Genomic DNA, 23097 nt, shown 5'->3' with positions numbered 1-23097 from the left:
GCACAATAAGTTTTATCAACTTACGCCTACTATATAGAAAATTCCGTGCCAAAATACCGCAAATCTGTTCATAACTATATTAAAACACTTATTATCAACATAATAAGTTATTAACAACCTGTTGATAACTTGTTAGCATCCCGTGCGTAACCTGTGTACAAAGTGTGTATTTATACACAAAATGTGTAAATATGTAACCTTTTACACACTATCATTCCTCAATCCAACCCCTCCTATACAATACCATCTCCTCCCCTTCTCTTCATCTTATTTTCATCTTAACCTCAATTCAACCATCAAATTCATCTCACAAGTGCTACTTATCCCACAAATCTGAGTGTACAAAAGAACTATTTTCTCCACTACCCTTCTGTCAATTCTCTACTAATTGCCCGTGTAGCTCGTTTCTACCCGTCGTGCTACACCCTCACATTACCTCCACCATTCGCCCCTCGCTATTCGTCATTTCTTTGCTTTCCCTTCGCTACATTCCCCCTCTCCGAAGTAGCCAGCAATAGCTGGGTATATGCCCCGCGAAAGCTGGGTATGTGTAAAGGGGGAGGTTTGTCACCTTTTCCAGCTTGTCCCCCTTCGGGGGTTCGGGGGCTTACCAAATAAGTAACTCGCTACATTCGCCCTCTTTGAGGAAGTCCGCGAGAACGAAGTATGTGTAAAGGAGGATATTTTCACCACATTACCTTCTTCTTTCCGTCGCTGCATTCCCCCTTTGAAGGTAGCCAGCGACAGCTGGGTATGTGTAAAGGGGGATGTTTGTATTACACTCCCCCCCTAGTGCCTATGGCCTTAGGCCTATCACCTCTTCCTCTTTCTTTCGCCTCGAAACCCCGTTTTTACCGTTTTTTGCATCGTTGTATTGTATTATGAGTCAATTATTTATATACCCTTTCTATACCAATCGTCCAAGATTCGTATAAGCTTCCTATAAGCTCTCTATAAGCTAACCCCACCCTCCTTACACCCTTTTTTCACCAAAAACGCCCTTAACCTTCTTCTGAAAATCTCCGTTTCCTTCCGAATCCTCCTAACAGTCTCAACACATCGCTTTTTCACCTCAAACTTTGCCAAAGGTGTGAGCCGCACAGGCAAAAACTTTGGCAAAGTTAATTATGGCATTTTTGGCATTCCTGGTATTTTTGGCATTATTGGCTTTTTTGGTATTATCAGCATTATTCCCTATCTTTGCACCCTATTAAACACCTATCCCACATTAACCACTAACCATTCACCATTAATCTTTTACCTTATGAACATACAATTACCTCATTCCACATTACAGTCAGGAAAACATTTGTTGCTCTCAGGCTCCAAGTCCGAAAGCAACAGAGCGCTTATATTGCAAGCGCTCTTTCCTGAACTCACTGTGCAAAACCTCTCCACTGCCGATGATACCCTACTGCTACAACAAGCTCTTAGCTCTCATACAGAAGTTGTAGACATTCATCACGCAGGTACTGCAATGCGCTTTCTCACCGCTTATTTTGCAATACAACAGGGCAAAGAAGTGCTCCTCACAGGTTCCCCCCGAATGAAAGAAAGACCTATACACCTATTAGTAAATGCATTACAACAGTTAGGCGCCGATATTACATATACTGAAAAAGAAGGATTTCCACCTATATATATAAGAGGCAAAAAGCTTACTAACAACGAAGTACATATACAAGGCAACGTCAGTAGTCAGTACAGTTCAGCTTTATTGCTTATTGCTCCTGCTTTGCCTAACGGACTCACCTTGCATTTGGAAGGCGAAGTTACCTCTCTGCCTTACTTAAAAATGACTACCAATCTCTTAGCTCATTGCATAGGACAAGAGCAAGTGTTGTTCAAAGCCAATACTATAAAGGTAAACACAATGAAAGGAAAAAACTTACTACATAACAGTTGGGAAGTAGAATCCGATTGGTCTTCCGCCTCCTATTGGTATGCTTTTGTTGCCTTATCGCCCATAGGCACCACCCTTTCATTGTCCTATTTTAAACCTCATAGCCTGCAAGGTGATAGTGCCTTAAAAACTATTTATGAGTTTTTTGGAGTGCACTCCTCATTCAAAGGTAATGAATTAACCATTGAAAAAGTAGCTGAACCTCAGCAAAAGCGTTTCGAGTATAACCTAAATACCACCCCCGATATAGCACAAACCATAGCCGTTACTTGTGTAGCAATGGGCTTAGAGTGCCATTTAACAGGCTTACACACTCTTAAAATCAAAGAAACCGACCGCCTTCAAGCGCTACAAACCGAACTGAGAAAGTTAGGAGCCGATGTAAGTATTACTCACGACAGCTTGCATTTAGCACCTTGCCCACACTTGCGCTCTGGTATTAGCATTGCTACCTATAACGACCATCGAATGGCAATGGCTTTCACACCTTTGATGCTAAAAACTAACCTCGAAATAGCTGATAAAGAAGTCGTAAGCAAATCCTATCCTTCTTTTTGGCACGACGTAGCCCAGCTTACAGTTAAAAGATAATCATTAAAACTTATTTTCAATCAGTAACATAAAAATCTACCACAATATGACAAAAGTATATTTTAATCGTAAAATATTAGAAAACAGTGTTTTAAACAGCTAATTATCAGATATTAAAAAATAAAAAATAAAAAAAGTTGTTCTAACATAGTGTTTATTAAATAATTAATTTGTACCTTTGCACGCTGAAAGGATTTAGAGAATATTATTAATAAAAACAATATAAAGATGACAAAAGCAGAAATTGTATCAAAGATTTCCGACAAGTTGGGTCTTGATAAAAACGACGTTCAACTAACGGTTGAAAACTTTATGAACGAAGTAATCAACACATTAGAAAGTGGTCAAAACGTATATCTTAGAGGCTTCGGTAGCTTTATTATCAAAACTAGAGCTGAAAAAACCGGACGTAACATCTCTAAGAATACCACTTTGAAAATTCCCGCTCATAACATTCCTGCCTTTAAACCTGCAAAAGTATTCGTTGAAGGAGTTAAAGCTAAGGTAAAAGTAGCTAAAACTGATAAAAAAGCGAAAAAATAACATTGTATTAATAAATCACAATATATTAAATAATTAAGTTATGCCAAGCGGAAAAAAAAGAAAAAGACATAAAGTGGCTAACCACAAACGCAAAAAAAGAGCGAGAGCTAATCGCCACAAAAAGAAAAAGTAGTTTTTAACTACTTTTTCGCTTTAAAGTAGTATTGTTTAACTAAAATCCAACAAAGTGGACAAAGAATTAATCATTCGTTCTGGTTCCTCTTACGTAGATTTTGCTTTGCTCAGAGACGGTAGGCTCATCGAACTTCATAAAGAAGAAGATACTAACGGCTTAGGAGTAGGAGATATAATGCTCGCTAAGGTACGCAAACCTATACAAGGGCTCAATGCAGCTTTTGTAAACGTAGGTCACGAAAAAGACGCCTTCTTGCATTATCACGACTTAGGCCCCCAATTAGCTTCTCTACTGAAGTTCCTAAAATGGGTAATCTCTGGAAAACTAAAAGACTTTTCTCTTAAAGATTTTCCCTTAGAACCCGATATCGATAAAAATGGTTCTGTAGCCGAAACACTTAAACCTAATCAACCTATACTGGTACAGATAGTAAAAGAACCTATCTCCACCAAAGGTCCTCGTATCAGCTCTGAACTCTCTATCGCAGGTCGTTACCTCGTGCTGGTTCCCTTTTCTGACCGCATTTCTATCTCTCAGAAAATAGAAGGTAAAGCCGAGAAAGAACGCTTGCGTAAACTCTTGCAAGGCATTAAACCCAAAGGTTTTGGTGTGATTGTACGCACCGTAGCCGAAGGTAAAAAAGTAGCGGAACTCGACAAGGATTTGCAAAGTCTCTTCAATCGTTGGGTTTTGATGTGCCGAAAAATTCAAAAAGCGGTTTTTCCCTCTAAGGTAATGAGTGAAGTGAACAAAACGGGGGCTATCCTCCGCGATATGTTCAACGATTCCTTTACAGGTATTCACGTAGATAATGAGCAACTCTATGAACAGATAAAAAAATACGTACAAGAAATTGCTCCTGAGAAAGAGAATATCGTAAAACTCTATCACTCATCAGTGCCTATATTCGAAAAGTTCCATATCGAACGACAAATCAAAACGGCTTTCGGTCGCACCGTATCGATGCCAAAAGGAGCTTACCTCGTAATAGAACACACCGAAGCCTTACACGTGATAGACGTAAACAGTGGCAACCATTCCAATAAAAATAACGACCAAGAAACCACCGCTCTATCCGTAAACCTCATCGCTGCTACCGAAATCGCACGACAACTCCGATTGCGCGATATGGGTGGTATCATCGTCGTCGATTTTATCGATATGGGCAATAGCGAAAACCGCCGTGTATTATTCGACCACTTGCGCAATGAAATGGCCGAAGACCGTGCTAAACACAAAATCTTGCCTCCCAGCAAGTTCGGTCTGATACAAATCACACGCCAGCGAGTGCGCCAAGAACTAAACATCAAAACAAAAGAAGAGAATCCAAGCAAAGAAGGCGAAATCGAAGCGCCTATCGTTCTAATTGATAAAATCAATATAGAACTTGAAAGCATTATTAAGGAGGAAGCCTATAAAGGACGTATCGTGCTAAATGCGCACCCTTTCATAGCAGCTTATTTAACCAAAGGGCTATTTAGCTCTATCCGTTTCAAGTGGTTCTTGAAATACAAGCGATGGATAAAAATCCTACCGCGCGATGCCTATACTTATTTAGAGTATCGCTTCAAAACCAACGAAGGAACCCCTCTTTAACATTACCAAACTCGGTGCGTAGCAATACTCACCGAGTTTTTTATTAAATAACAAATATGAAAACCATCGTCTCTACAAAAGTCTTATCCCAAGAACAGAAAGCAATCCTTTCAGTTCTTCCTATACACCTCATCGAACACAACTTTATCACCGTAAGCCCTATAACAATGAGCCTCACACCGCCCTACGACTTGCTCATTGTTACCAGTCAAAATGCAGTGAAGAGCCTATCGCAACACCCTTTGGCAACTACCTTAAAAGAGACTCCTGTTCTTTGTGTAGGTGAGCAAACTCAACAACTACTCACTCAAAACGGGTTTAATGTATTGCATTTTGCCCACTATGCCTCTGATTTGGTTCAACATTTACAGCAAAACTTAGCTTCCTTAAAAAAACTTACCTCTATCGCATTCTTTGCAGGTACTCAACGCCTTAATACCCTCCCCAACTTCTTTGTTGAAAACAATTTAAAAGTAAAAGAAATCACCGCTTATAAAACTGAATATACTCCTATTGAGATAAAAGAGAACGCAAGTGCTATTCTCTTTTACAGTCCGTCGGGAGTAGAAAGCTACTGCTCGTGCAACACCCTCACAGCTGAACAACAAATATTTTGTATAGGTAAAACTACCGCCGAAGCCGTAAAAAACAGATTTAAAAACCAAACTGAAAATATAATCCTCCCTCCTATTCCTACTGTAAAATCTCTTTTAGAAATACTGTCTATAAAGCTAAAATAACAGACTATATTAAGGTAATAATCCTAAAAATAAAGAAAATAATCACTAAACATTGTTGCTCTAATTATATTTTTTTGTATTTTTGCCGATTGAGGTAGTATATTACTAAACACTATTAACATAATAAACAGGAAAATGAGTTGCAATAGTTGCACAATCAATCATACAAAAAAAGGGTGTATATCCAACTGTCGAGCCAGTAGCTCTGGGAGTGTAAAGCTCTCAGTGTTCGATTGGCTTGCTAATACTCAATTAGCTGGTGGACAAGAGTTTTTCGACTGCGTGGAAGTACGTTTTAAAAACAGTCGGAAGGAATACTTCCGCAATGTAGACAAGCTCCCTCTGCAAATAGGAGATGTCGTGGCTACCGAAGCTCCCTCAGGTCACGATGTAGGGGTAGTAACGCTCACAGGTGAGTTGGTGCGTTCGCAAATGAAGAAGCGAAAAATAGATTGGGAAGGCGACTTGCCCCGCGTATACCGCAAAGCCAATCAGCACGATATAGATGTGTGGCAACAGTCACGTGCCAAAGAGATTGAAGTACAAAAACAATCACGCGAGCTGGCTATTGCCTTAGGACTCGAAATGAAAATCTCAGATGTCGAATTTCAAGGTGATGGCTCTAAGGCTACTTTCTATTATACAGCTGAAGGACGCGTAGATTTCCGCCAACTCATTAAGGATATGGCAAAAGCCTTTTCAGTGCGTATAGAAATGCGCCAGATAGGTTTCCGTCAAGAGGCAGCTCGCTTGGGCGGTATAGGCTCTTGTGGGCGCGAATTGTGTTGCTCTACTTGGCTTACCGATTTTAGAAGTGTTTCTACTTCGGCTGCCCGCTATCAGCAACTCTCTTTAAATCCACAGAAATTAGCAGGGCAATGTGGTAAGCTAAAATGTTGCTTGAACTTTGAGCTCGATACTTATTTAGATGCTCTGCAAGACTTCCCAAGAACCGATACAAAACTCCATACACAACGCGGTATGGCTACTTGTCAAAAGATAGACATCTTTAAGCGATTAATGTGGTTCACTTATGATGAAAACCCTATTACTTGGCACAAACTATCTGTAGACAGTGTAAAAGAAATCTTAGAAATCAATAAAAACGGCGAACCTATCGAGGAACTCGAAGAATATGCCATTGTAACCGATTTGTCTTCTCGTAAGAGTACCTCAGTATACGAGGGCATTGAACTCGCTCCGGTAGAAGAAGATAGCATCACCCGTTTCGATACTCCTAAGCGCAAAAAGAACAAACGCAACAATAAAAAGGACAATAAAGGAGGTCAAAAGAATGCTAAATCTGCTCAAAGTAACAATAATAACTCCTCTAAACAACTGAAATCACAGTCCAATCAAGGAGCTAAAAAAAACAATAACAATGCAGAAGTAGCAAACGAGAAACAAGTTCAAAAGCCACAAGCGAAACCTAAAAATACTCATTATACCAATGGGAATAACAAAAAGAACCCTAATTATAAAAACAAACAAAAAGTTAATAATAACGACAATACACCGAAAGATGAGAATTCTTAGCCTGCTAACCTTCTTTACCTTGCTTATTTCTTGCCATAGTGGGGTGGAATATAGCCAATATGTTTCCCTACCCAACGGTTGGGAACAGCATAAACCTATGTTTTTTGAATTAGAAGAAAACGACACAGTAGCAAAGAAAAACCTTTTTATAATGCTCCGAAATGACGAACATTATGAGTTCAGCAATCTGTTTCTCATTACTAAAATGGAATTGCCTAACAGCAATAAAGTAATTGTAGACACTTTGGAGTACGAAATGGCTACCCCCGAAGGTAAATGGTTAGGCGATGGCTATTCAGCCGTAAAAGAGAGTAAATTGTGGTATAAAGAGAATTTCACATTCCCTACTAAAGGTAAATATCTCATAAAAATAGAACAAGCAATGCGAAAAATAGGCGATAACAACGGCGTGCCTGTGCTCAAAGGAATTACTGAAGTAGGATTAAGAGTTGAGGAAGTAAAAAACAGAAAGTAACCTTTCATTGATAAACTAATAGATAAGATATGAAAAAAACAAACGACACAGAAAACAATAGTGAAACCAAAAAGGGTATAAGCCCTGTCATAAAATGGTTTTGGTATATCTTTGCTGGTGGAATTGTAGCAATTATGTTGCTGTTCTTATCAGCATCTTTGGGACTATTAGGCGAGATGCCTGACTTCAAACACTTAGAAAATCCCGAAACCAATTTAGCTACCGAAATAATTACCGCCGATGGTAAATCCTTAGGAAAATTCTATTTAGACGAGAATCGCACTCCTATTAAGTTTAAAGATTTGCCCAAATCATTAGTCGATGCGCTTATTGCTACCGAGGACGAACGCTTTTACGAGCATTCAGGTATTGATGTGCGTGGCACCTTGCGCGCAATGTTTTTCTTCGGTAGCAGAGGAGGAGCTTCAACTATTACCCAACAGTTGGCTAAACAGCTCTTCCATAAAGAAAAGAAAAGAGGCTTAGGGCGTTATACTCAAAAGATAAAAGAATGGGTTATTGCTACTCGTCTCGAGAAACAATATACCAAAGAAGAAATATTGGCAATGTACTTTAATGTCTACGACTTTAATAACAATGCCGATGGTATACGCTCAGCTGCCAAAATTTACTTCGATAAAGAACCTAAAAATCTCAAGATAGAAGAGGGAGCAATGCTAGTCGGAATGTTTAAAAACTCCGCTCTTTATAATCCAGTGAAAAATAAAGTAGGCGTCACCAATAGGCGTAATGTAGTACTTGCCCAAATGGCAAAGAACAACTACATTACTCAAGAGGAAAAAGACTCTCTACAAAAACTGCCTTTAAAAATTAAATTCACTCCCGAGAGCCATAACGACGGTTTGGCTACCTATTTCCGCGAATACTTGCGTACTTATATGAAAACTTGGATTGAAAACAATCCTAAGCCAGATGGTACCAAGCACAACTTATACCTCGATGGACTAAAAGTCTACACTACTATCGATTCTAAGATGCAAGCCTACGCTGAGGCTGCCGTTAAAGCTCATATGCAACGACTACAAAAGGCTTTCGACGCCGAAAATAACCCTAAAAAGAACCCTATGTTCCCTTTTGTGAAGGTCTCAAAAGATGAGTACGCAGCCCTAATTGAAAAGGCAATGAAAAACTCTAATCGCTGGGCTCACTTAAAGTATTTAGGCTATTCCGAAAAGGAAATCCGCGACTCTTTCTATAAAAAGACCGATATGCGCGTATTCAGTTGGAAAGGTGAGAAAGACACTGTAATGACCCCTCGCGATTCTATACTGTACTACAAGGCTTTTTTGCGCACAGGAATGATGTCTATGGAACCCCAAACAGGGCATATCAAGGCTTGGGTTGGTGGTATTAACTACAAACATTTCCAGTACGACCAAGTCATACAAGGAGCTCGCCAAACTGGGTCTACCTTCAAACCTTTTGTTTATGCCACAGCTATTGACCAGCTCCACTATTCTCCTTGTTTAGAGTTGCCCGATATACAAACTTGTGTAGAAGCCCATAAATATGGTAACCTGCAAGCTTGGTGTCCGCGTAACTCCACAGGTAACTTTACTGGTAAGATGATGACTCTCAAATATGCATTAGCAAACTCTGTGAACTCTATTACGGTGAATTTAATGGATAAAGTAGGGCCTCTTCCTGTCATTAACTTAGTGAAAAAGTTAGGGATTACTTCCAATATGCCTCAAGCTCCTTCCATCGCCTTAGGTACTGCCGATGCCACTGTTTTCCAAATGGTAGGTGCTTACGGCACTTTTGCCAATGAAGGCGTATATGTAAAACCTGTACTGATTACCCGTATTGAAGATAAAAACGGTACAGTACTCTTCGAAAATACTCCTGAAACTCACGATGTAGTAAATGCCGAAGTAGCTCGCGCCGTAGTAAATCTTTTGGAAGGTGTTACTCGCTACGGTTCAGGAGCGAGATTACGTACCAAAGGAGCTGATAGTTACAACGCTGTATATAAAAATGTGATGACTGGCTATCCTTACCAATTTACCAATGCCATAGCTGGTAAAACTGGTACTACCCAAAACAACAGCGATGGTTGGTTTGTCGCAATGGTGCCTAATCTTGTAACAGGCGTATGGGTAGGGGGCGAAGACCGTGCAGTACACTTCCGTAGTATGGCTTATGGACAAGGGGCTACAATGGCTCTACCTATTTGGGGATACTATATGAAAAAGTGTTATGCCGATGCTGACTTAGCTGTTTCCAAAGCTGCATTCCCTGCTCCTCAGAATGTACAAATCCAAATAGATTGTAGCAAGGAGAAAGAAGAAGACTCTGGAGAAGACGATACCTCTATCGATTTTTAATCATTAAATATATTAAAAAAAGGGATACCTTCGCTTTTGCGTTGGTATCCCCTTTTTTTTTTGAATTGATAAATACAACCGAACTTTCTTCTTATCCCTATCTTAGCTTTAACTTACCTTCACTTTTTCTTCGTCTTTTGTTCGTCTTTTGTTCGTTGTAGACCCACTGTAGACCCACTGTAGACCCACTGTAGACCCACTGTAGACCCACTGTAGACCCACTGTAGAGCCACTCATTGTTCGTTCTTTGTTCGTCTTTTCTATAAGCTCTCTAAATCTACATTATTTAATTCTTTCGCCCCCATTTGCTAATTTGCTAATTAACTCATTTACTAATTTTATCCGCCTGTGTGTCTCGCACCGTCATTTGTTTGTCATTCGTCTCTCGTCATTCGTACCTACACTCCCCCTTTGAAAGTAGCCAGCGACAGCTGGGTATGTGTAAAGAGAGAGGTTTGTCACCTTTTCCAGCTTGTCCCCCTTCGGGGGTTCGGGGGCTTACCGAATAAGTGAGTCGCTACATTCCCCCTTCTCCGTCGCTATATTCCCCCTTTTCCGTCATACTCCCTCCTATTGCCTATGGCCTAAGGCCTATTACCTATTCCTCTTTCTTTCGCCTCGAAACCTCATTTTTAGCACTTTTTAATCGTTGTATTATAGTATTAATCAACTACTTGTATACCCTTTCTATACCAATCGTCCAAGATTCGTATAAGCTTCCTATAAGCTCTCTATAAGCTAACCCAAGCTCTTTTCAACCAAAAAACACTTTTTCCAGTTACTTATAATTCCTTTTTATTTCCTTTTAAAAAGCCCTTGTGCTTCTATTCTGTATATTTTTCGTAACATAAATACTACGATATTTCTTACGTTGAGCTCACGTTAACTTATTGATTACTTACGTTTTTACCAGAAAAATAACTTTTAGTAAAGAAAAATGTACAATAAGTAAAGTGCTTTTTGTTAAGTATTCCTTAATTTTGTCCCAAAGAAAAAACTTTAAATTTTATATAATGAAAAGCATCATTAGCATTTGTATTTTGCTGTTCAGTATCCCAATGCTGGCGCAAAAAGTAACTATTACGGGGGTAGTTACCGATGAAAACAAACAACCCCTCCCTGGTGCAAGCGTTGCCGTAGAGCACGCACATTCAGGTACGGCTACTGATTTTGAAGGGCGTTTCTCCCTAAGTGTAGCTCCTACCGATAAAATAGTAGTGAGCTTTATGGGCTATCGCTCCAAAACCATAGCCGTAGGTAAAACACGTACTTTCAATGTATCTCTCGAACCTGAGGTCACTCAGATTGATGAGGTAGTGCTTGTAGGGTACGGTACACAGCGCAAAAGCGATATCTCTACGGCAGTAGCTTCGGTGAAGATGGCTGACATTGCCCAAAGCAGTCCATCGCAGGTATTGCAAGCGTTGCAAGGTAAAGTGAGTGGGGTGCAAATCATCTCTTCCGATGGTTCTGCTTCCAGCGGACTCACATTTAGAATTCGCGGGGTGAACTCCATCACAGGAGGTACGCAACCGCTCTTTGTTATTGATGGGGTGCCTATGCCTACTCAAAGGGTAACCAATACCAATGAAGATGTGGCTACCAATCCGCTACTCAGTTTAAACCCTAACGATATCGAGTCAATGGAAATCCTCAAAGATGCCGCCGCAGCAGCTATCTACGGGTCTAACGGCTCTAATGGGGTAGTACTTATCACCACCAAAAAAGGAAAAGAGCTCGCCAAACCAAAATTCAATTTCAGTTATGCAAGTTCTATTGATATGATGCCTAATATCCCTTTGAAGGTGCTCAGCGCTGAAGATTACGCTCACAAAATGCTCGACTATGGCACTTGGGGCAACCAACCTCAAATAGACTTTTGGCAACGAATGATTGCCGAAAAAGGCTGGAATCACCCTGCCGTAAAAGATTGGCTGAAAGAAGTTACCCAAACAGGTACCAAAAACGAAGCTAACGGTAGTATCACGGGTGGTACCGACCAAACCCGCTATATGCTTTCAGTGGGCTATCTGAACCAAGAAGGACTTATCAAACGTTCTGCTTTCAATCGCTTTACTTCACGTCTCAACCTTTCACAGAAGATTAACGATAAGATGAATGCAGGTATCAACCTCTCTTATGCCGTTTCTAAGGATAAAAATCCCGTAAGCGATTGGTCTCAAAATGGAGTGGTTCTCAAAGCTTTGCAAACTTCTCCTTTCTTAGACTACCCTGGTTTTGGTACCCTGATGAGCTATCCTAATATTCGTACGATGAGCCCTAAGGTAGCGGTAGACCAAGTGGATATCAATACCAAATACAACGAGCTCAACGCCAATGTATACCTCAGCTATCAACTGCTTAAAGATTTGACTTTTAACACCAGTGCTTCTTACCGTTTACACACTATTGGTCAAGACCGTTTTTGGGGACCTGACACTTGGTTCGGACAGTCAGAACGGGGACGTATGGAGCTCTCTCATCGCAATGAGAACAGCTGGGTATATGAAGCCCGTTTGCAATACTCTAAGAGCATCAATAAACACTATTTTTCTATAATGGGCGCTTTTGAAGCCAATAAGTATTGGACAGATTATACTTATAACAAATCTACCAACTTCGAGGATACCAAACAAGGTATTTGGGGTATCAATCAAGGGTTAGTAACCTATGCGCCTTTATACACTTATGATGGTAACCAATTGGTATCGTACATCAGTAGGGCTACTTATAGTTATAACAACAAGTATGTGCTCAATGCTTCTTTACGTGCCGATGGTTCTTCTAAATTTGGTAAGAATAACAAATACGGTTACTTCCCTGCTGTTTCTTTGGCTTGGAATGCTCACGAAGAAGACTTTATCAAGAAAATAGAAGCTATTTCCAATTTGCGTTTGCGCGGTAGTTTCGGTATGACAGGTAACAACCAAATCCCATCTTACCAATCTTTAGCACAACTCGCTAAAAACAAAGTAGTATTGGACGGTAACAAAGTGGAAATCGGTCGTTATACTAGTAATATTGCCAACGACAATCTTAAATGGGAGAGCCAAAAGCAATACAATATCGGTTTAGATTTGTCCTTTCTCAAAAACCGTTACACCCTTTCTACTGAATTGTATTACAAACGCATAGACGATATGCTTTTGGAAGTGAATATCCCTTCTACTTCGGGATTCCAAAAAGCGTGGAAGAATGCAGGTTCAATGGAAAACAAAGGTCTCGAAGTGAGCTTCAATGCACAATGGTTGCGTGAAGGCAATTTCAAATGGACAACCGATTTCAATATTTCTTTCTACCGAAACAAAATCCTTTCATTAGACGAAGGTCAGTATCAACAGTTTTACGACCGAGGTATCAATTCCAAAATTAAAAGCGATGTGCTCTTGCGCGTAGGTATGCCAGTAGGTATCTACTACGGTTATGTAGCCGATGGCGTATTTCACAACCAAAACGAAGTGGATAATGCTCAACCAGGCCCTAACGTAGCCTTAGGAGGTTTGCGTATAAAAGACATCAACCACGATGGTGTAATCGATACTAATGACCGTGTGCCCGTAGCCGATGTAAACCCATTGCACACAGGTGGTATAGGTAACACTTTCTCCTATAAAGGTTGGGAATTATACGCCTTCTTGCGTTGGTCGTATGGCAACGATGTAGTAAACGGTAATGCTTACTACCTCACAGGCACTAAGAATATCGACAATATCACACAAAGTGTTTATAACAATGTGTGGTCGGAAGCTCACCCCGACCGCAACTTCCCACTCTTTGGAGGTGGTTTCTGGGCTGAAAATGCTTTCCGCAGCGACTTAGTAGAAGATGGTTCATTCTTGCGTTTGCAAACTGTTACTCTTAGTTACAACTTGCCTAAAGAAGTGTTAGAGCCTTATAAACTCAGCAAATTGCGTGTAGGCGTTACCGGAACAAACCTTGCGCTTTGGACGCGCTATTCAGGGTTTGACCCCGAAGCCAATACGGGCTATGGCACCATAGCTCGTTTAGCACCAGGACTTGATATGAGTCCGTACCCACGACCTACCTCACTTTTGTTCTCAGTAGAAGTTGGTTTTTAAAAGATATAGATTATGAAATTACATATTATCACTATTATAGCAATAGGGGCAAGCCTCGGATTGAGCAGTTGTGCTAAGTTCTTAGAAGAAGACCCCAAGAGCACCCTTACGTCTCAATTTTTCTATGAAAATGAATTGGATGCTCGCCAAGCGATGAACGGTACTTACCGTTACCTCACCGATGTGTACATCACAGGACACGGCACCAAACAAATTAGTACCGACCTTGCCAAACGCGCTGATTGGGACGAAGGACAAGGCTTGCGTAACTATAAATTTGGCCCTGACAACGATTATATTACCCAAATGTGGCAACAACATTATGCTGCCATTAAGAACTGCAACTCGGTAATCGATAATGTAACCGAACACCAAGGTCGTATCAATAACTGGGAACGCTATGTAGCCGAAGCTCGTGGTGTGCGCGCTTACTTGTACTTCGATTTGGTGCGTTGGTTTGGCGATGTGCCTTTGGTATTAAAAGAAACTGAATCGCTCGACGACCTCAAAGTGCCTCGCACCCCACAAAAGCAGGTATTTGAGCAAATTATTGCCGATTTTACTTACTCGATGGCTCACGTAGCCGAAAAAGACGATAGAAGCAATGGTTATCAATACGGACGTATTACCAAAGATGCTTGTCGCGGTTTCTTGGCTAAAGTACACTTGTGGCTCGCTTCAGTAGCGCAACGCGACGGACGTGAAGTGCTTGGTTCAGCTACTGATAACTACACCAAAGCAATGAACTATGCCAAAGAGGTCATACAAGGCGGTCGCTACCAATTAGTAGAATACTATCCTGATGTATTCAACGCTAAAACCAAAATAAGCGAAGCTCCAAAAGAAGTCATTTGGTGCGTACAAGGGCTTACAGGCGACGATACAGGTACACTGACAGGTATGCTTTACGGAATGAGAGGTAACGAAAACTTAGGAGGTTCGTGGGATAACATCTCCAGTTCCGATTACCACCGTATGATTTATGAACCTTCCGACTCTATTCGCCGGTTGTGGAACTGCCCACGTGTGCAAGTACTCGACAATGGTAAGTTATGGGGTTGGGACTACAATATTTACAAAGATACCCGTGTAGACCAACCTCTTAGTAAGGCTACCGAAAACAATAACTGGGTAATGTGGAGCATCGGTAAGTTCCGCCGTTTCCCACTAGCTGATACCTCTTCGTATAACTACAAGAACTTTGGTATGGATGAACCGTTACTTCGCTTTGCTGATGTACTCCTCATCTATGCAGAGGCTTATAACGAGGTAAACCATTCACCTGGGGCTTACACACCCTCGTCTTCTTTAACAATGAATGGCACCAACGTGCAAAGCGCTTACGATGCGGTGAATTTAGTGCGCAAACGCGCTCGTATCTCTAATAAAGCAGGCGGACGCATCGTACACCGCGATGTATTGCCTCGTGATTTGGATAAAACTCATATCAACGATGTAAATACTGTAGTACCCGATTGGAAAACCTCCTCTTATGGTTATGACTATGCAGGTACTGCTATGTGGACAGCTAAACATTACAGCGATGATTATACCGCTTTCCGCACTGAAATCTTAAATGAACGTGCACGCGAGCTTGTAGGAGAAACCACCGACCGCTGGTGTGACCTCGTACGCCGTGGCATTTTGGTACAAGCTTTCCAAAACTGGCGTATCAACAATCCGTTTATCAGTGGGGAAGAGCGTCGTATTCCAGCACCTGCTGCGCCTGAGAATGTTCGCCCTTATCACCAATTGTTACCTATTCCGCTTAGCGAATTGGACGCAAATAAGAATTTAACTCAAAATCCTGGATACTAAATAGCCAATGAGAGCGTAGCAAAACTTTGCCAAAGTTTTTATTGCTTGTCGTGCTACGACCTTTGGCAAAGTTGAAAAAGAACTAACAATTTAACACACAAACAAATGAAAACACATATATTACTCATTAGCGGGTTGCTACTCACGGCTTTGGGTGCTTGTACTAAGGACAAACCTGAAGACGTAGACCTATCAGTAACAGCTGATAAAACCCAAGTGAAGGTAGGCGACCCCGTAACTTTTACTATTCATCACAATGTAAATGCTTTGGCTATTTACACCGGTGATGAAGGGCACGATTACCAAAAGAGTATAGACAATGTACTCAAAGGGAAGACTTCTGAGGAATTGCAAGGTAAAAACTATCGCCCTACCGACCCTGATGTGAAACCTTACAAAGTAGACTTTACTTCTACACAAGTAGGAAGCACTACCTTAGCCGATGGCGCTTTTGAAGTGCGCAACGCCAATAGCGGTGACAACTTAGTTGGCAGTCAAGCCGAAGTAGTAACCGATGCTACCATAGGTAAAAATGTAGTGAAAGTGAATGCCAAACACCCTAACTGGTGGTATGAAGCTTTGCGCCTTAATGTAAATACCAAAGTAGGAAGCAACAAGAAGATGACTTTAAGAATGAAGTTTGCGACAACTACTTTGAAGAGTACTAATGACGAAAGCGAACACCCCGAAGAAACAAAGTTTCCTATCGTGATATTCTTAGGAGGAATTGCTGAAGGAGAAACAGTAGTCACTTTCAAAAAAGAAACCGTTTGGGATTTATTCGTAGAACCCAAAACCGAATATACCGATTACACTTTTGACATTGGTCGTGTGATAAGTGCTTGGGAAAGTGCTGTAAACAAAAAAATGGCAACGCTTTCTTATATTCAGATTCTGTTTACTACCGTGGGTGCTGGCATTGGTTATATAGGCGATTACTTTGTTGAATCGGCTAACTTTGGAGCTATTGACTATAAGGCTTTCGATACAGGAAAAGGTATTACTATTACCGATGATTCTGGTGTGACTAAATACACTCATACGTATGACAAAGCAGGAACTTATGAGGTAGTGGTAGTGGGCAGTAGCAGTGGTTTTAAAAGCTATTCAAAAGACGGCTATAAAACTGATGTAGGAACTGTAAGTGCCAACGAGTACAAGTATAACACTGAATACCGAACTATCAAAATTACGGTAACCCCATAGGATAGTGATAAGGTATAATCTGTACGAACAGGGTAAAGAAAAGACGAAGAAGAGGTGAACGAAGAGTGGGTCTACAGTGGGTCTACAGTGGGTCTACAGTGGGTCTACAGTGGGTCTACAGTGGCTCTACAGTGGGTCTACAGTGGGTCTACAGTGGGTCTACAACGAACAAAAGACGAAGGAATGACGAACAAAAGACGAATCTACGATGAAGGTAAGGCGAATCTAAGATGAAGAAATGAAGGTTACTTATCAGTTTTTAGATTTGGGTATTTTGAGCTTTTGATAAGGATTTTATATCTTTGCCCTCTAAATGAATTTTTGACAAATGAACAGAACGATAAAGCTCCTGCGAATCCTGCTGTTGTGGTATTTTCTCTTTCCTATCGCTTTCACAGAAGAGTTGGTGGTGAGAATTCAAGCGCAAGAAACTTTCCTTTTCCACCATCTTACGCGCAATGAAGGTCTGTTGCACGACAACGTTACTTGCATTGCTCAGGATTCGTTGGGCTTTATTTGGTTAGGCACCCACAGAGGGCTGAACCGTTTCGATGGCTATACCCTCGATGCCTACAAGTACGAGCAAGACCCTATCAACTCGGTGTACTACAACCGTGTGTACAGCTTGCAACCTATGGGGCGTTACCTTTGGGTAGCTACCGAAGCAGGGGTAGCTTGTTTTGATATTCGGCTGAAACAGTTTGTCAATTTCAAAATAGACGACCCTCTTGATTTGGCTTTCTATACCAAAGTAAAACTCTTACAAAAAGGCACAAACAATGAACTTTGGCTTTTGAGCGAAAACCAAATTAGGCGTGCTAAGGTAGTGTGGAATCAGCGCGAGAAGGCACTTACGCTAAAAACATTGCCTATTGGTTCTGCCTCACAACTCACTACTTCGCAACTCAATCCGCAAATAGCAGTGAGCGAAAAAGGAGAAGTGTGGCTTTCGGGGTTCCCTTGGTTATCGGCTTACGTTCCTGATAAGGGCAGACTAAAAGCCCTACCTGAAAAGGTGAACAACATAGGTTCGGGTATCGTAAAGATGCTGTATGCCGATGGCTATTTGTGGGTGATTTACCGAGATAGCTTAGTGAAGTACGCCTGTAAGCCCGATAACACCTATACGATAGTCGCTAAAAAGGAATTTGACCTGAACAAACATTTGCTTTCTCTTACACTGAGCGGGCAATACGTGTGGGTAGTGAATGAAGAAAGTATCTTTCAGTTGGATAAAAACAGTCTTTCTCTGCTGAAAGAACACAGTCACTCGCCTTTGAATCCGTATTCGGCAAGCAATCATATCAACAGTGTGTTCTTAGACAAGGACAGCAATCTGTGGGTATCGGCTTGGTCTAATGGCGTATCGTACAGCAGTACGCGTGATGCGTTCTTCAAGACGGTATGGATAAAACCGCAAAGCAAAGTGGGTTCGGAGTTTGTAAGCACGATGCACTACGACCCCGATGGCTATGTGTATATAGGCAATAAGTTCGGTGGAGTGATTAGGTTTCACACCCAGAACCAACAGTTAGACGAGCACTATTGCAATGCTCCTGAGCTTTCGCCTAACGTTACGAGTATTCAGAGCGATAAAGCACACTTGTACGTATCGGTTCGCGAACGGGTATGGGTGATAGACAAGCAAAGCCGACGCATTATCGGTTCGTTTGCAACACAGTGCAACGATTATATATTTGATATCAAGCTCGATACCTTTCACCGTTTGTGGATTACTACCTATTCAGGATTGGAGTGCTTTGAAGAGCAAAAAGGACAATGGCAAAACGTCTACACCTTTACCGAAACAACACCTGAACCTCGTAGGTTATCTACTAACAAGCTCCACAAAATATATGTGGATAAAGCTAAGAACGAACTGGTGATAACCTCGGTAATGGGCTTAAACCGATTGCAACTCAATGCCAAAGGCGAGGTAGTGCGTGTGCTCAAATACGCTGCCGACGCTAAAACCCCGCACAGCCTGAGTAGTAATTATCTTTGGGCAATTGATAAAGACAAAGATACTTATTGGATAGGCACTATGGGTAGCGGACTCAACAAGGTGGTTCTCACTGATAACGCTAATGGCAAACTCACTTATACTGCCGAACATTACGGTATAGAAGAAGGGGCAACCTCTAACGATATTGAAAGTGTGGAGGTAGATGCTTTTGGCAATGTGTGGTGTGGAGGCTTTTACTTGAGTTTCTTTGATACAAAGCAGAAGCGTTTTGCGGCTTTCAGCAACAACGATGGCTTGCAAGGACACAGTTTCGGGACGGCTTCCTCTTGCAAAGATGCTGAGGGGAATCTGTACTTTGGGGGCTCACACGGCTTTAACTATTTCAAACCACAAGCGCAAATGCTTTCGTCAGCTCACCTAAGAGTACATTTTAGCAGGTTTGAAAACAACGGCAAGGTAGTCAATTCGTGTATAGAGTTTACCGATGCGCTTTCGATTGCATACCCAGACAACGATTTTTCGGTGTACTTCACCACTTTGTCATACAATGCCCCTCAGCGGTTGCGTTACCGTTATAAATTAGAGGATTACGACACTGATTGGCATTATATAGCCGTGAATGACCCTGCCCCACACGCCACTTACCAAAAGCTCCCTTATGGTACTTACAAACTATTAGTAGAGGTAGGCGATTGGCAACAGTGGAGCGGAGCGCAGACCGAGCTTACAGTGGTCTCCAAGCCTCCTTTTTGGCTTACGTGGTGGGCATACACCCTCTATGCACTTGCCCTTGCAGGCTTGCTGTACATAGGTTTCAGGTACTTTATGCGATGGACGCAAATGAAGCATACCATAGCTGTACAAGAGGAAAAAGAGCGACATAAAGAAGAGCTAATGCAGATGAAAATGCAGTTCTTTACAGACGTCTCACACGAGTTCCGCACACCACTTACCCTAATGAGCCACGCAGTAACTGAAATGGAAGAGGAAATGCCTTCCAATAAGTATGTGCATACCTTCAAACGCAATACGGGTAAGCTCAGTAATATGGTAAACGAACTGCTTGAAATACACCGTATGGACGTGTATACACCTCAGCTAAAAGCCAATTACATTTCGGCAAACAGCTATGTGCAAGCCATTTACAACGAGTTTAAGGAGTGGGCAAGCAAAGTGGCTATAACGTTGCAATTAACACTACCTGAACAAGAAGTAAAGTTGTGGTTAGATGAGAAGTATTTTAGCAAGATACTTTCGAATATTCTTTCCAATGCTATTAGGTACTCCAATGCGGGAAGCACTATACGCTTATCGATTTCGGTAGAGAATTTGAGAGAGCTCACACCGCTCTACAAGAGCACCTTTGAGAACACTACGCATACCTTGCCAGGCAAACAGTTGGTCGTAAAAGTGCAAGATGAAGGCATAGGGTTGGAGAAGAATGCCTTATCCGAAATCTTTGAACGCTTTCACCGCGTAGAGGGGTTGGGACAAAAAAGAGTAGGTTCGGGCATCGGGCTTTCTTTGGTAAAATCATTAGTTGAAGCGCATCGCGGTGGGATTATTATTAGCAGTAAGCCCAATGTAGGTACCGAAGTTATCATCACTTTTCCTATGGACGATAGTTACTTATTGCCCGAACAGAAGTTGCAGGACAGTGCTTTTCAGCTAAAAGAATACTTATCGGACTATGCGGTTGAGTATGAACACATAGGCGAAGACGAGGACGAAATGTTAAATTTGCCTCAAGAAGATAAACCTACCTTGCTTTTAGTAGACGACAATCACGAGGTACTGATGATACTCAAAAACATCTTTATCAAAGAGTACAACATCATTCTCGCCTCCGACGGCGAACAAGCGATTGAGAAGTGCAACCAGCATTTTCCTAATTTGGTCATATCGGATGTGATGATGCCTAAAATTGATGGCTTTGAGCTTTGTGCTATCCTGAAAAAGAACCTGCAAACGTGCTTTATTCCTGTGATATTGCTCACGGCGAAATCGCAAATAGAGTCGCAGATAGAAGGAATTGAGTTAGGTGCTGATGCCTACCTTACGAAACCTTTTGATGTGAAACTGCTCAAAACCAATGTGCGCAACTTGCTCAACAAGAGCAAACAACACACTCCTATTGAGAATATCCGTCAGAAAGTGATTGATAAAAAACAACAAGAACAGTTAGACAAGCTCACTCACTTGGTAGTGACCAATATGCAAAATCCACATTTCTCGGTAGATAACCTCTGCCTTGAACTCGGTATGAACCGCACTAAGTTGTACAGCTTTGTCAAACAAGCCACCGAGCTTACCTTGGCGAACTACATTCGCAAAATACGCTTAGACAAGGCTGCCGAACTGCTTAAAACCACCGATAAACTCATCAGTGAAGTGTGCTACGAAGTAGGAATCGATAGTCCGTCGTATTTCACAAGAGCTTTTAAAGAACAATTTGGGGTATCACCCTCAGAATTTATTTCAGGTAAGAGGTAAGAGATAAGAGGTAAAAAGTTAACGGCTAAGAACTAATAACTAACGACTAAAAACATACAAATGAAAAGAATATTTGCTTTTATTACTTTGTGCAGTTCGCTATGGGCGAGTGCACAACAGCCCACTGAAATCACCCTACTACCCAATGAACAATGGTGGGGTGGCTTTACGGGCGTAGGCAAAGAGATGCCTTACCAATCATCGGAGCGTATTTACAACTTGCGCACCGAGAATTTTAACAACCAATCAGTGCCCTTTCTGTACTCTAATCAAGGGCGTTATATCGCTTCGGAGGCTCCTTTTGCTTACCAATTTAAAGAAGGAAAGATACTTATCACGCCTTCACGGGCTGAGGTGAGTTGCCACACAGCTGGCACTACCCTCAAAAGTGCCTATCAGGCAGTGAGTAAACAATACTTTCCGCCTTCTGGGGTAATCCCCCCGAAGTGTTCTTTACCAAACCACAATACAACACTTGGATAGAACTTATTTACAATCAGAACGAAAAGGACGTTTTAGCCTATGCCAAAGCTATTCTGGACAACGGAATGCCAACGGGAGTAATAATGATTGATGACAACTGGCAAAAAGACTATGGCGTATGGCAATTCCGCCCCGATAAGTTTCCTACACCTAAGGAAATGATAAACCAACTCCACCAAATGGGCTTCAAAGTAATGGTATGGGTATGCCCATTTGTATCACCCGATAGCCAAGAATACCGCTTTTTGCGCGACAAAGGCTTTTTAGTGAAGAAAAAAGGAGCTGACACCCCTGCTATCCTCGATTGGTGGAATGGGCTCAGCGCTTGCTACGACCTCAGCAATCCCGAAGCCTTTGCCTACTTTGTGAATATGCTTAAAGACCTACAAAAAGAATACGGCATCGATGGATTTAAGTTTGATGCAGGTGACCCAGAGCGCTATTTGGCGGAAGATGTTGACGTTTTCGACCAAAAATCTTACGATACTGAACAGTCTCTTCTTTGGGGTAAATTAGGTTTAGAATTCCCTTACAACGAGTTCCGCGCTTGCTGGAAATTGGGCGGACAGGCTTTGGTACAGCGTTTGGGCGACAAAAGTTACTCTTGGGACGGGGTCGCCCGTTTAGTCCCCGATATGATAGCCGCAGGACTCAACGGTTATGCATTTGCTTGCCCCGATATGATAGGCGGAGGGGAATACGGCAGTTTCTTGAATGTAGACCCTACTAAGTTCAATCAGAAGCTCATCGTGCGCTCTTGCCAAATACATTCGATGATGCCTATGATGCAATTCTCAGTAGCTCCTTGGCGCATTCTATCGAAAGAGAATTTGGCTATCTGTATCAAATACGCCAAATGGCACGAACAATTAGGCGACTATATCATAGCCGAAGCCAAAAAATCGGCACAAACAGGAGAACCTATTGTGCGCAGTATGGAGTATACTTTTCCTCATCAGGGGTTCGCTAATTGCAAAGACCAATATATGCTGGGCGATAAGTATTTAGTAGCCCCTGTAATGACCGAAAGCGATATTCGCACAGTAAAACTCCCCAAAGGCACTTGGCAAGACGAACAAGGCAAAAAGTACAAAGGAGGCAAAGAATACACCCTAAAAGTACCTTTGGAGCGATTGCCTTATTTTGTAAAGATTAAGTAATAAATTATGCATTGTAAACTTAAA

14 protein-coding genes and 1 pseudogene are annotated in these 23097 nt (G+C 41.6%); 13 read left to right on the top strand and 2 right to left on the bottom strand.

The window, feature by feature from the left end; translation table 11 throughout:
* Window positions 1-455 precede the first annotated feature (455 nt).
* The gene (locus HW279_RS11165; protein WP_255495800.1) at window positions 456-614 is read right to left on the bottom strand and encodes a phosphinothricin acetyltransferase; all 159 of its coding nucleotides are present in this window, start codon (window positions 612-614) and stop codon (window positions 456-458) included.
* Between the two features lie 650 nt (window positions 615-1264).
* On the opposite strand from HW279_RS11165, the gene HW279_RS06885 reads away from it, so the two are divergent.
* From HW279_RS06885 to HW279_RS06855, 7 genes are all read left to right on the top strand, one after another.
* Window positions 1265-2494 (top strand): 3-phosphoshikimate 1-carboxyvinyltransferase, encoded by a 1230-nt coding sequence (locus HW279_RS06885; RefSeq protein WP_178958443.1) that lies wholly within the window; start codon window positions 1265-1267, stop codon window positions 2492-2494.
* 228 nt (window positions 2495-2722) lie between these two features.
* Window positions 2723-3037: an HU family DNA-binding protein gene (locus HW279_RS06880; RefSeq protein ID WP_002670816.1), complete on the top strand. Its 315-nt coding sequence runs from the start codon at window positions 2723-2725 to the stop codon at window positions 3035-3037.
* Window positions 3038-3224: 187 nt separating this feature from the next.
* Window positions 3225-4769 (top strand): ribonuclease E/G, encoded by a 1545-nt coding sequence (locus HW279_RS06875; protein WP_002670818.1) that lies wholly within the window; start codon window positions 3225-3227, stop codon window positions 4767-4769.
* A gap of 56 nt (window positions 4770-4825) precedes the next feature.
* A complete protein-coding gene (locus tag HW279_RS06870; protein WP_178958442.1) occupies window positions 4826-5509 on the top strand; it encodes a uroporphyrinogen-III synthase in 684 nt (227 codons plus the stop codon).
* Window positions 5510-5734: 225 nt separating this feature from the next.
* Window positions 5735-7045, top strand: coding sequence for a stage 0 sporulation family protein (locus HW279_RS06865; protein ID WP_178958441.1), 1311 nt, complete (start codon window positions 5735-5737; stop codon window positions 7043-7045).
* Window positions 7032-7520: a gliding motility lipoprotein GldH gene (locus HW279_RS06860; protein WP_178958440.1), complete on the top strand. Its 489-nt coding sequence runs from the start codon at window positions 7032-7034 to the stop codon at window positions 7518-7520. The genes HW279_RS06865 and HW279_RS06860 overlap by 14 nt, the downstream gene beginning before the upstream one ends.
* A 29-nt stretch (window positions 7521-7549) precedes the next feature.
* Window positions 7550-9868, top strand: coding sequence for a penicillin-binding protein 1A (locus HW279_RS06855; RefSeq protein ID WP_178958439.1), 2319 nt, complete (start codon window positions 7550-7552; stop codon window positions 9866-9868).
* A 108-nt stretch (window positions 9869-9976) separates the two neighbouring features.
* Here the strand turns inward: HW279_RS06855 and HW279_RS11160 are convergent, their stop codons facing one another.
* Window positions 9977-10105 (bottom strand): hypothetical protein, encoded by a 129-nt coding sequence (locus HW279_RS11160; protein ID WP_255495799.1) that lies wholly within the window; start codon window positions 10103-10105, stop codon window positions 9977-9979.
* Window positions 10106-10881: 776 nt separating this feature from the next.
* Here HW279_RS11160 and HW279_RS06850 point away from each other — a divergent pair.
* The 6 genes and pseudogenes from HW279_RS06850 (at window position 10882) to HW279_RS06830 (ending at window position 23073) form a co-directional block, all read left to right on the top strand.
* Window positions 10882-13947 (top strand): SusC/RagA family TonB-linked outer membrane protein, encoded by a 3066-nt coding sequence (locus HW279_RS06850; RefSeq protein WP_178958438.1) that lies wholly within the window; start codon window positions 10882-10884, stop codon window positions 13945-13947.
* Between the two features lie 12 nt (window positions 13948-13959).
* Window positions 13960-15765 (top strand): RagB/SusD family nutrient uptake outer membrane protein, encoded by a 1806-nt coding sequence (locus HW279_RS06845; RefSeq protein WP_178958437.1) that lies wholly within the window; start codon window positions 13960-13962, stop codon window positions 15763-15765.
* Between the two features lie 105 nt (window positions 15766-15870).
* Window positions 15871-16971, top strand: a complete 1101-nt coding sequence (locus HW279_RS06840; protein ID WP_178958436.1) for a DUF5017 domain-containing protein — start codon at window positions 15871-15873, stop codon at window positions 16969-16971.
* Between the two features lie 54 nt (window positions 16972-17025).
* Window positions 17026-17205 carry a hypothetical protein gene (locus HW279_RS10870; protein ID WP_255495798.1) on the top strand — a complete coding sequence of 60 codons (180 nt, stop codon included), beginning with the start codon at window positions 17026-17028 and terminating at the stop codon, window positions 17203-17205.
* Window positions 17206-17299: 94 nt separating this feature from the next.
* The gene (locus HW279_RS06835) at window positions 17300-21430 is read left to right on the top strand and encodes a response regulator (protein WP_178958435.1); all 4131 of its coding nucleotides are present in this window, start codon (window positions 17300-17302) and stop codon (window positions 21428-21430) included.
* Window positions 21431-21490: 60 nt separating this feature from the next.
* A pseudogene (locus tag HW279_RS06830) lies at window positions 21491-23073 on the top strand (glycoside hydrolase family 31 protein).
* The last annotated feature ends 24 nt before the right edge of the window (window positions 23074-23097 follow it).

Origin of the sequence: Capnocytophaga sp. oral taxon 903 (assembly GCF_013394785.1) — a bacterium.
Classification (GTDB): domain Bacteria; phylum Bacteroidota; class Bacteroidia; order Flavobacteriales; family Flavobacteriaceae; genus Capnocytophaga; species Capnocytophaga ochracea.
Note: the sequence above shows the minus strand (reverse complement) of the source record. Positions and strands in the feature narration are given on the sequence as shown.

What these genes read in the sequence shown, in the direction of transcription:
- HW279_RS11160 (WP_255495799.1), bottom strand. Translation starts at nt 10,105, where the DNA reads ATGAGTGGCTCTACAGTGGGTCTACAGTGGGTCTACAGTGGGTCTACA.
- HW279_RS06885 (WP_178958443.1), top strand. Translation starts at nt 1,265, where the DNA reads ATGAACATACAATTACCTCATTCCACATTACAGTCAGGAAAACATTTG.
- HW279_RS06840 (WP_178958436.1), top strand. Translation starts at nt 15,871, where the DNA reads ATGAAAACACATATATTACTCATTAGCGGGTTGCTACTCACGGCTTTG.
- HW279_RS06880 (WP_002670816.1), top strand. Translation starts at nt 2,723, where the DNA reads ATGACAAAAGCAGAAATTGTATCAAAGATTTCCGACAAGTTGGGTCTT.
- HW279_RS06860 (WP_178958440.1), top strand. Translation starts at nt 7,032, where the DNA reads ATGAGAATTCTTAGCCTGCTAACCTTCTTTACCTTGCTTATTTCTTGC.
- HW279_RS06870 (WP_178958442.1), top strand. Translation starts at nt 4,826, where the DNA reads ATGAAAACCATCGTCTCTACAAAAGTCTTATCCCAAGAACAGAAAGCA.
- HW279_RS06850 (WP_178958438.1), top strand. Translation starts at nt 10,882, where the DNA reads ATGAAAAGCATCATTAGCATTTGTATTTTGCTGTTCAGTATCCCAATG.
- HW279_RS06855 (WP_178958439.1), top strand. Translation starts at nt 7,550, where the DNA reads ATGAAAAAAACAAACGACACAGAAAACAATAGTGAAACCAAAAAGGGT.
- HW279_RS06845 (WP_178958437.1), top strand. Translation starts at nt 13,960, where the DNA reads ATGAAATTACATATTATCACTATTATAGCAATAGGGGCAAGCCTCGGA.
- HW279_RS06835 (WP_178958435.1), top strand. Translation starts at nt 17,300, where the DNA reads ATGAACAGAACGATAAAGCTCCTGCGAATCCTGCTGTTGTGGTATTTT.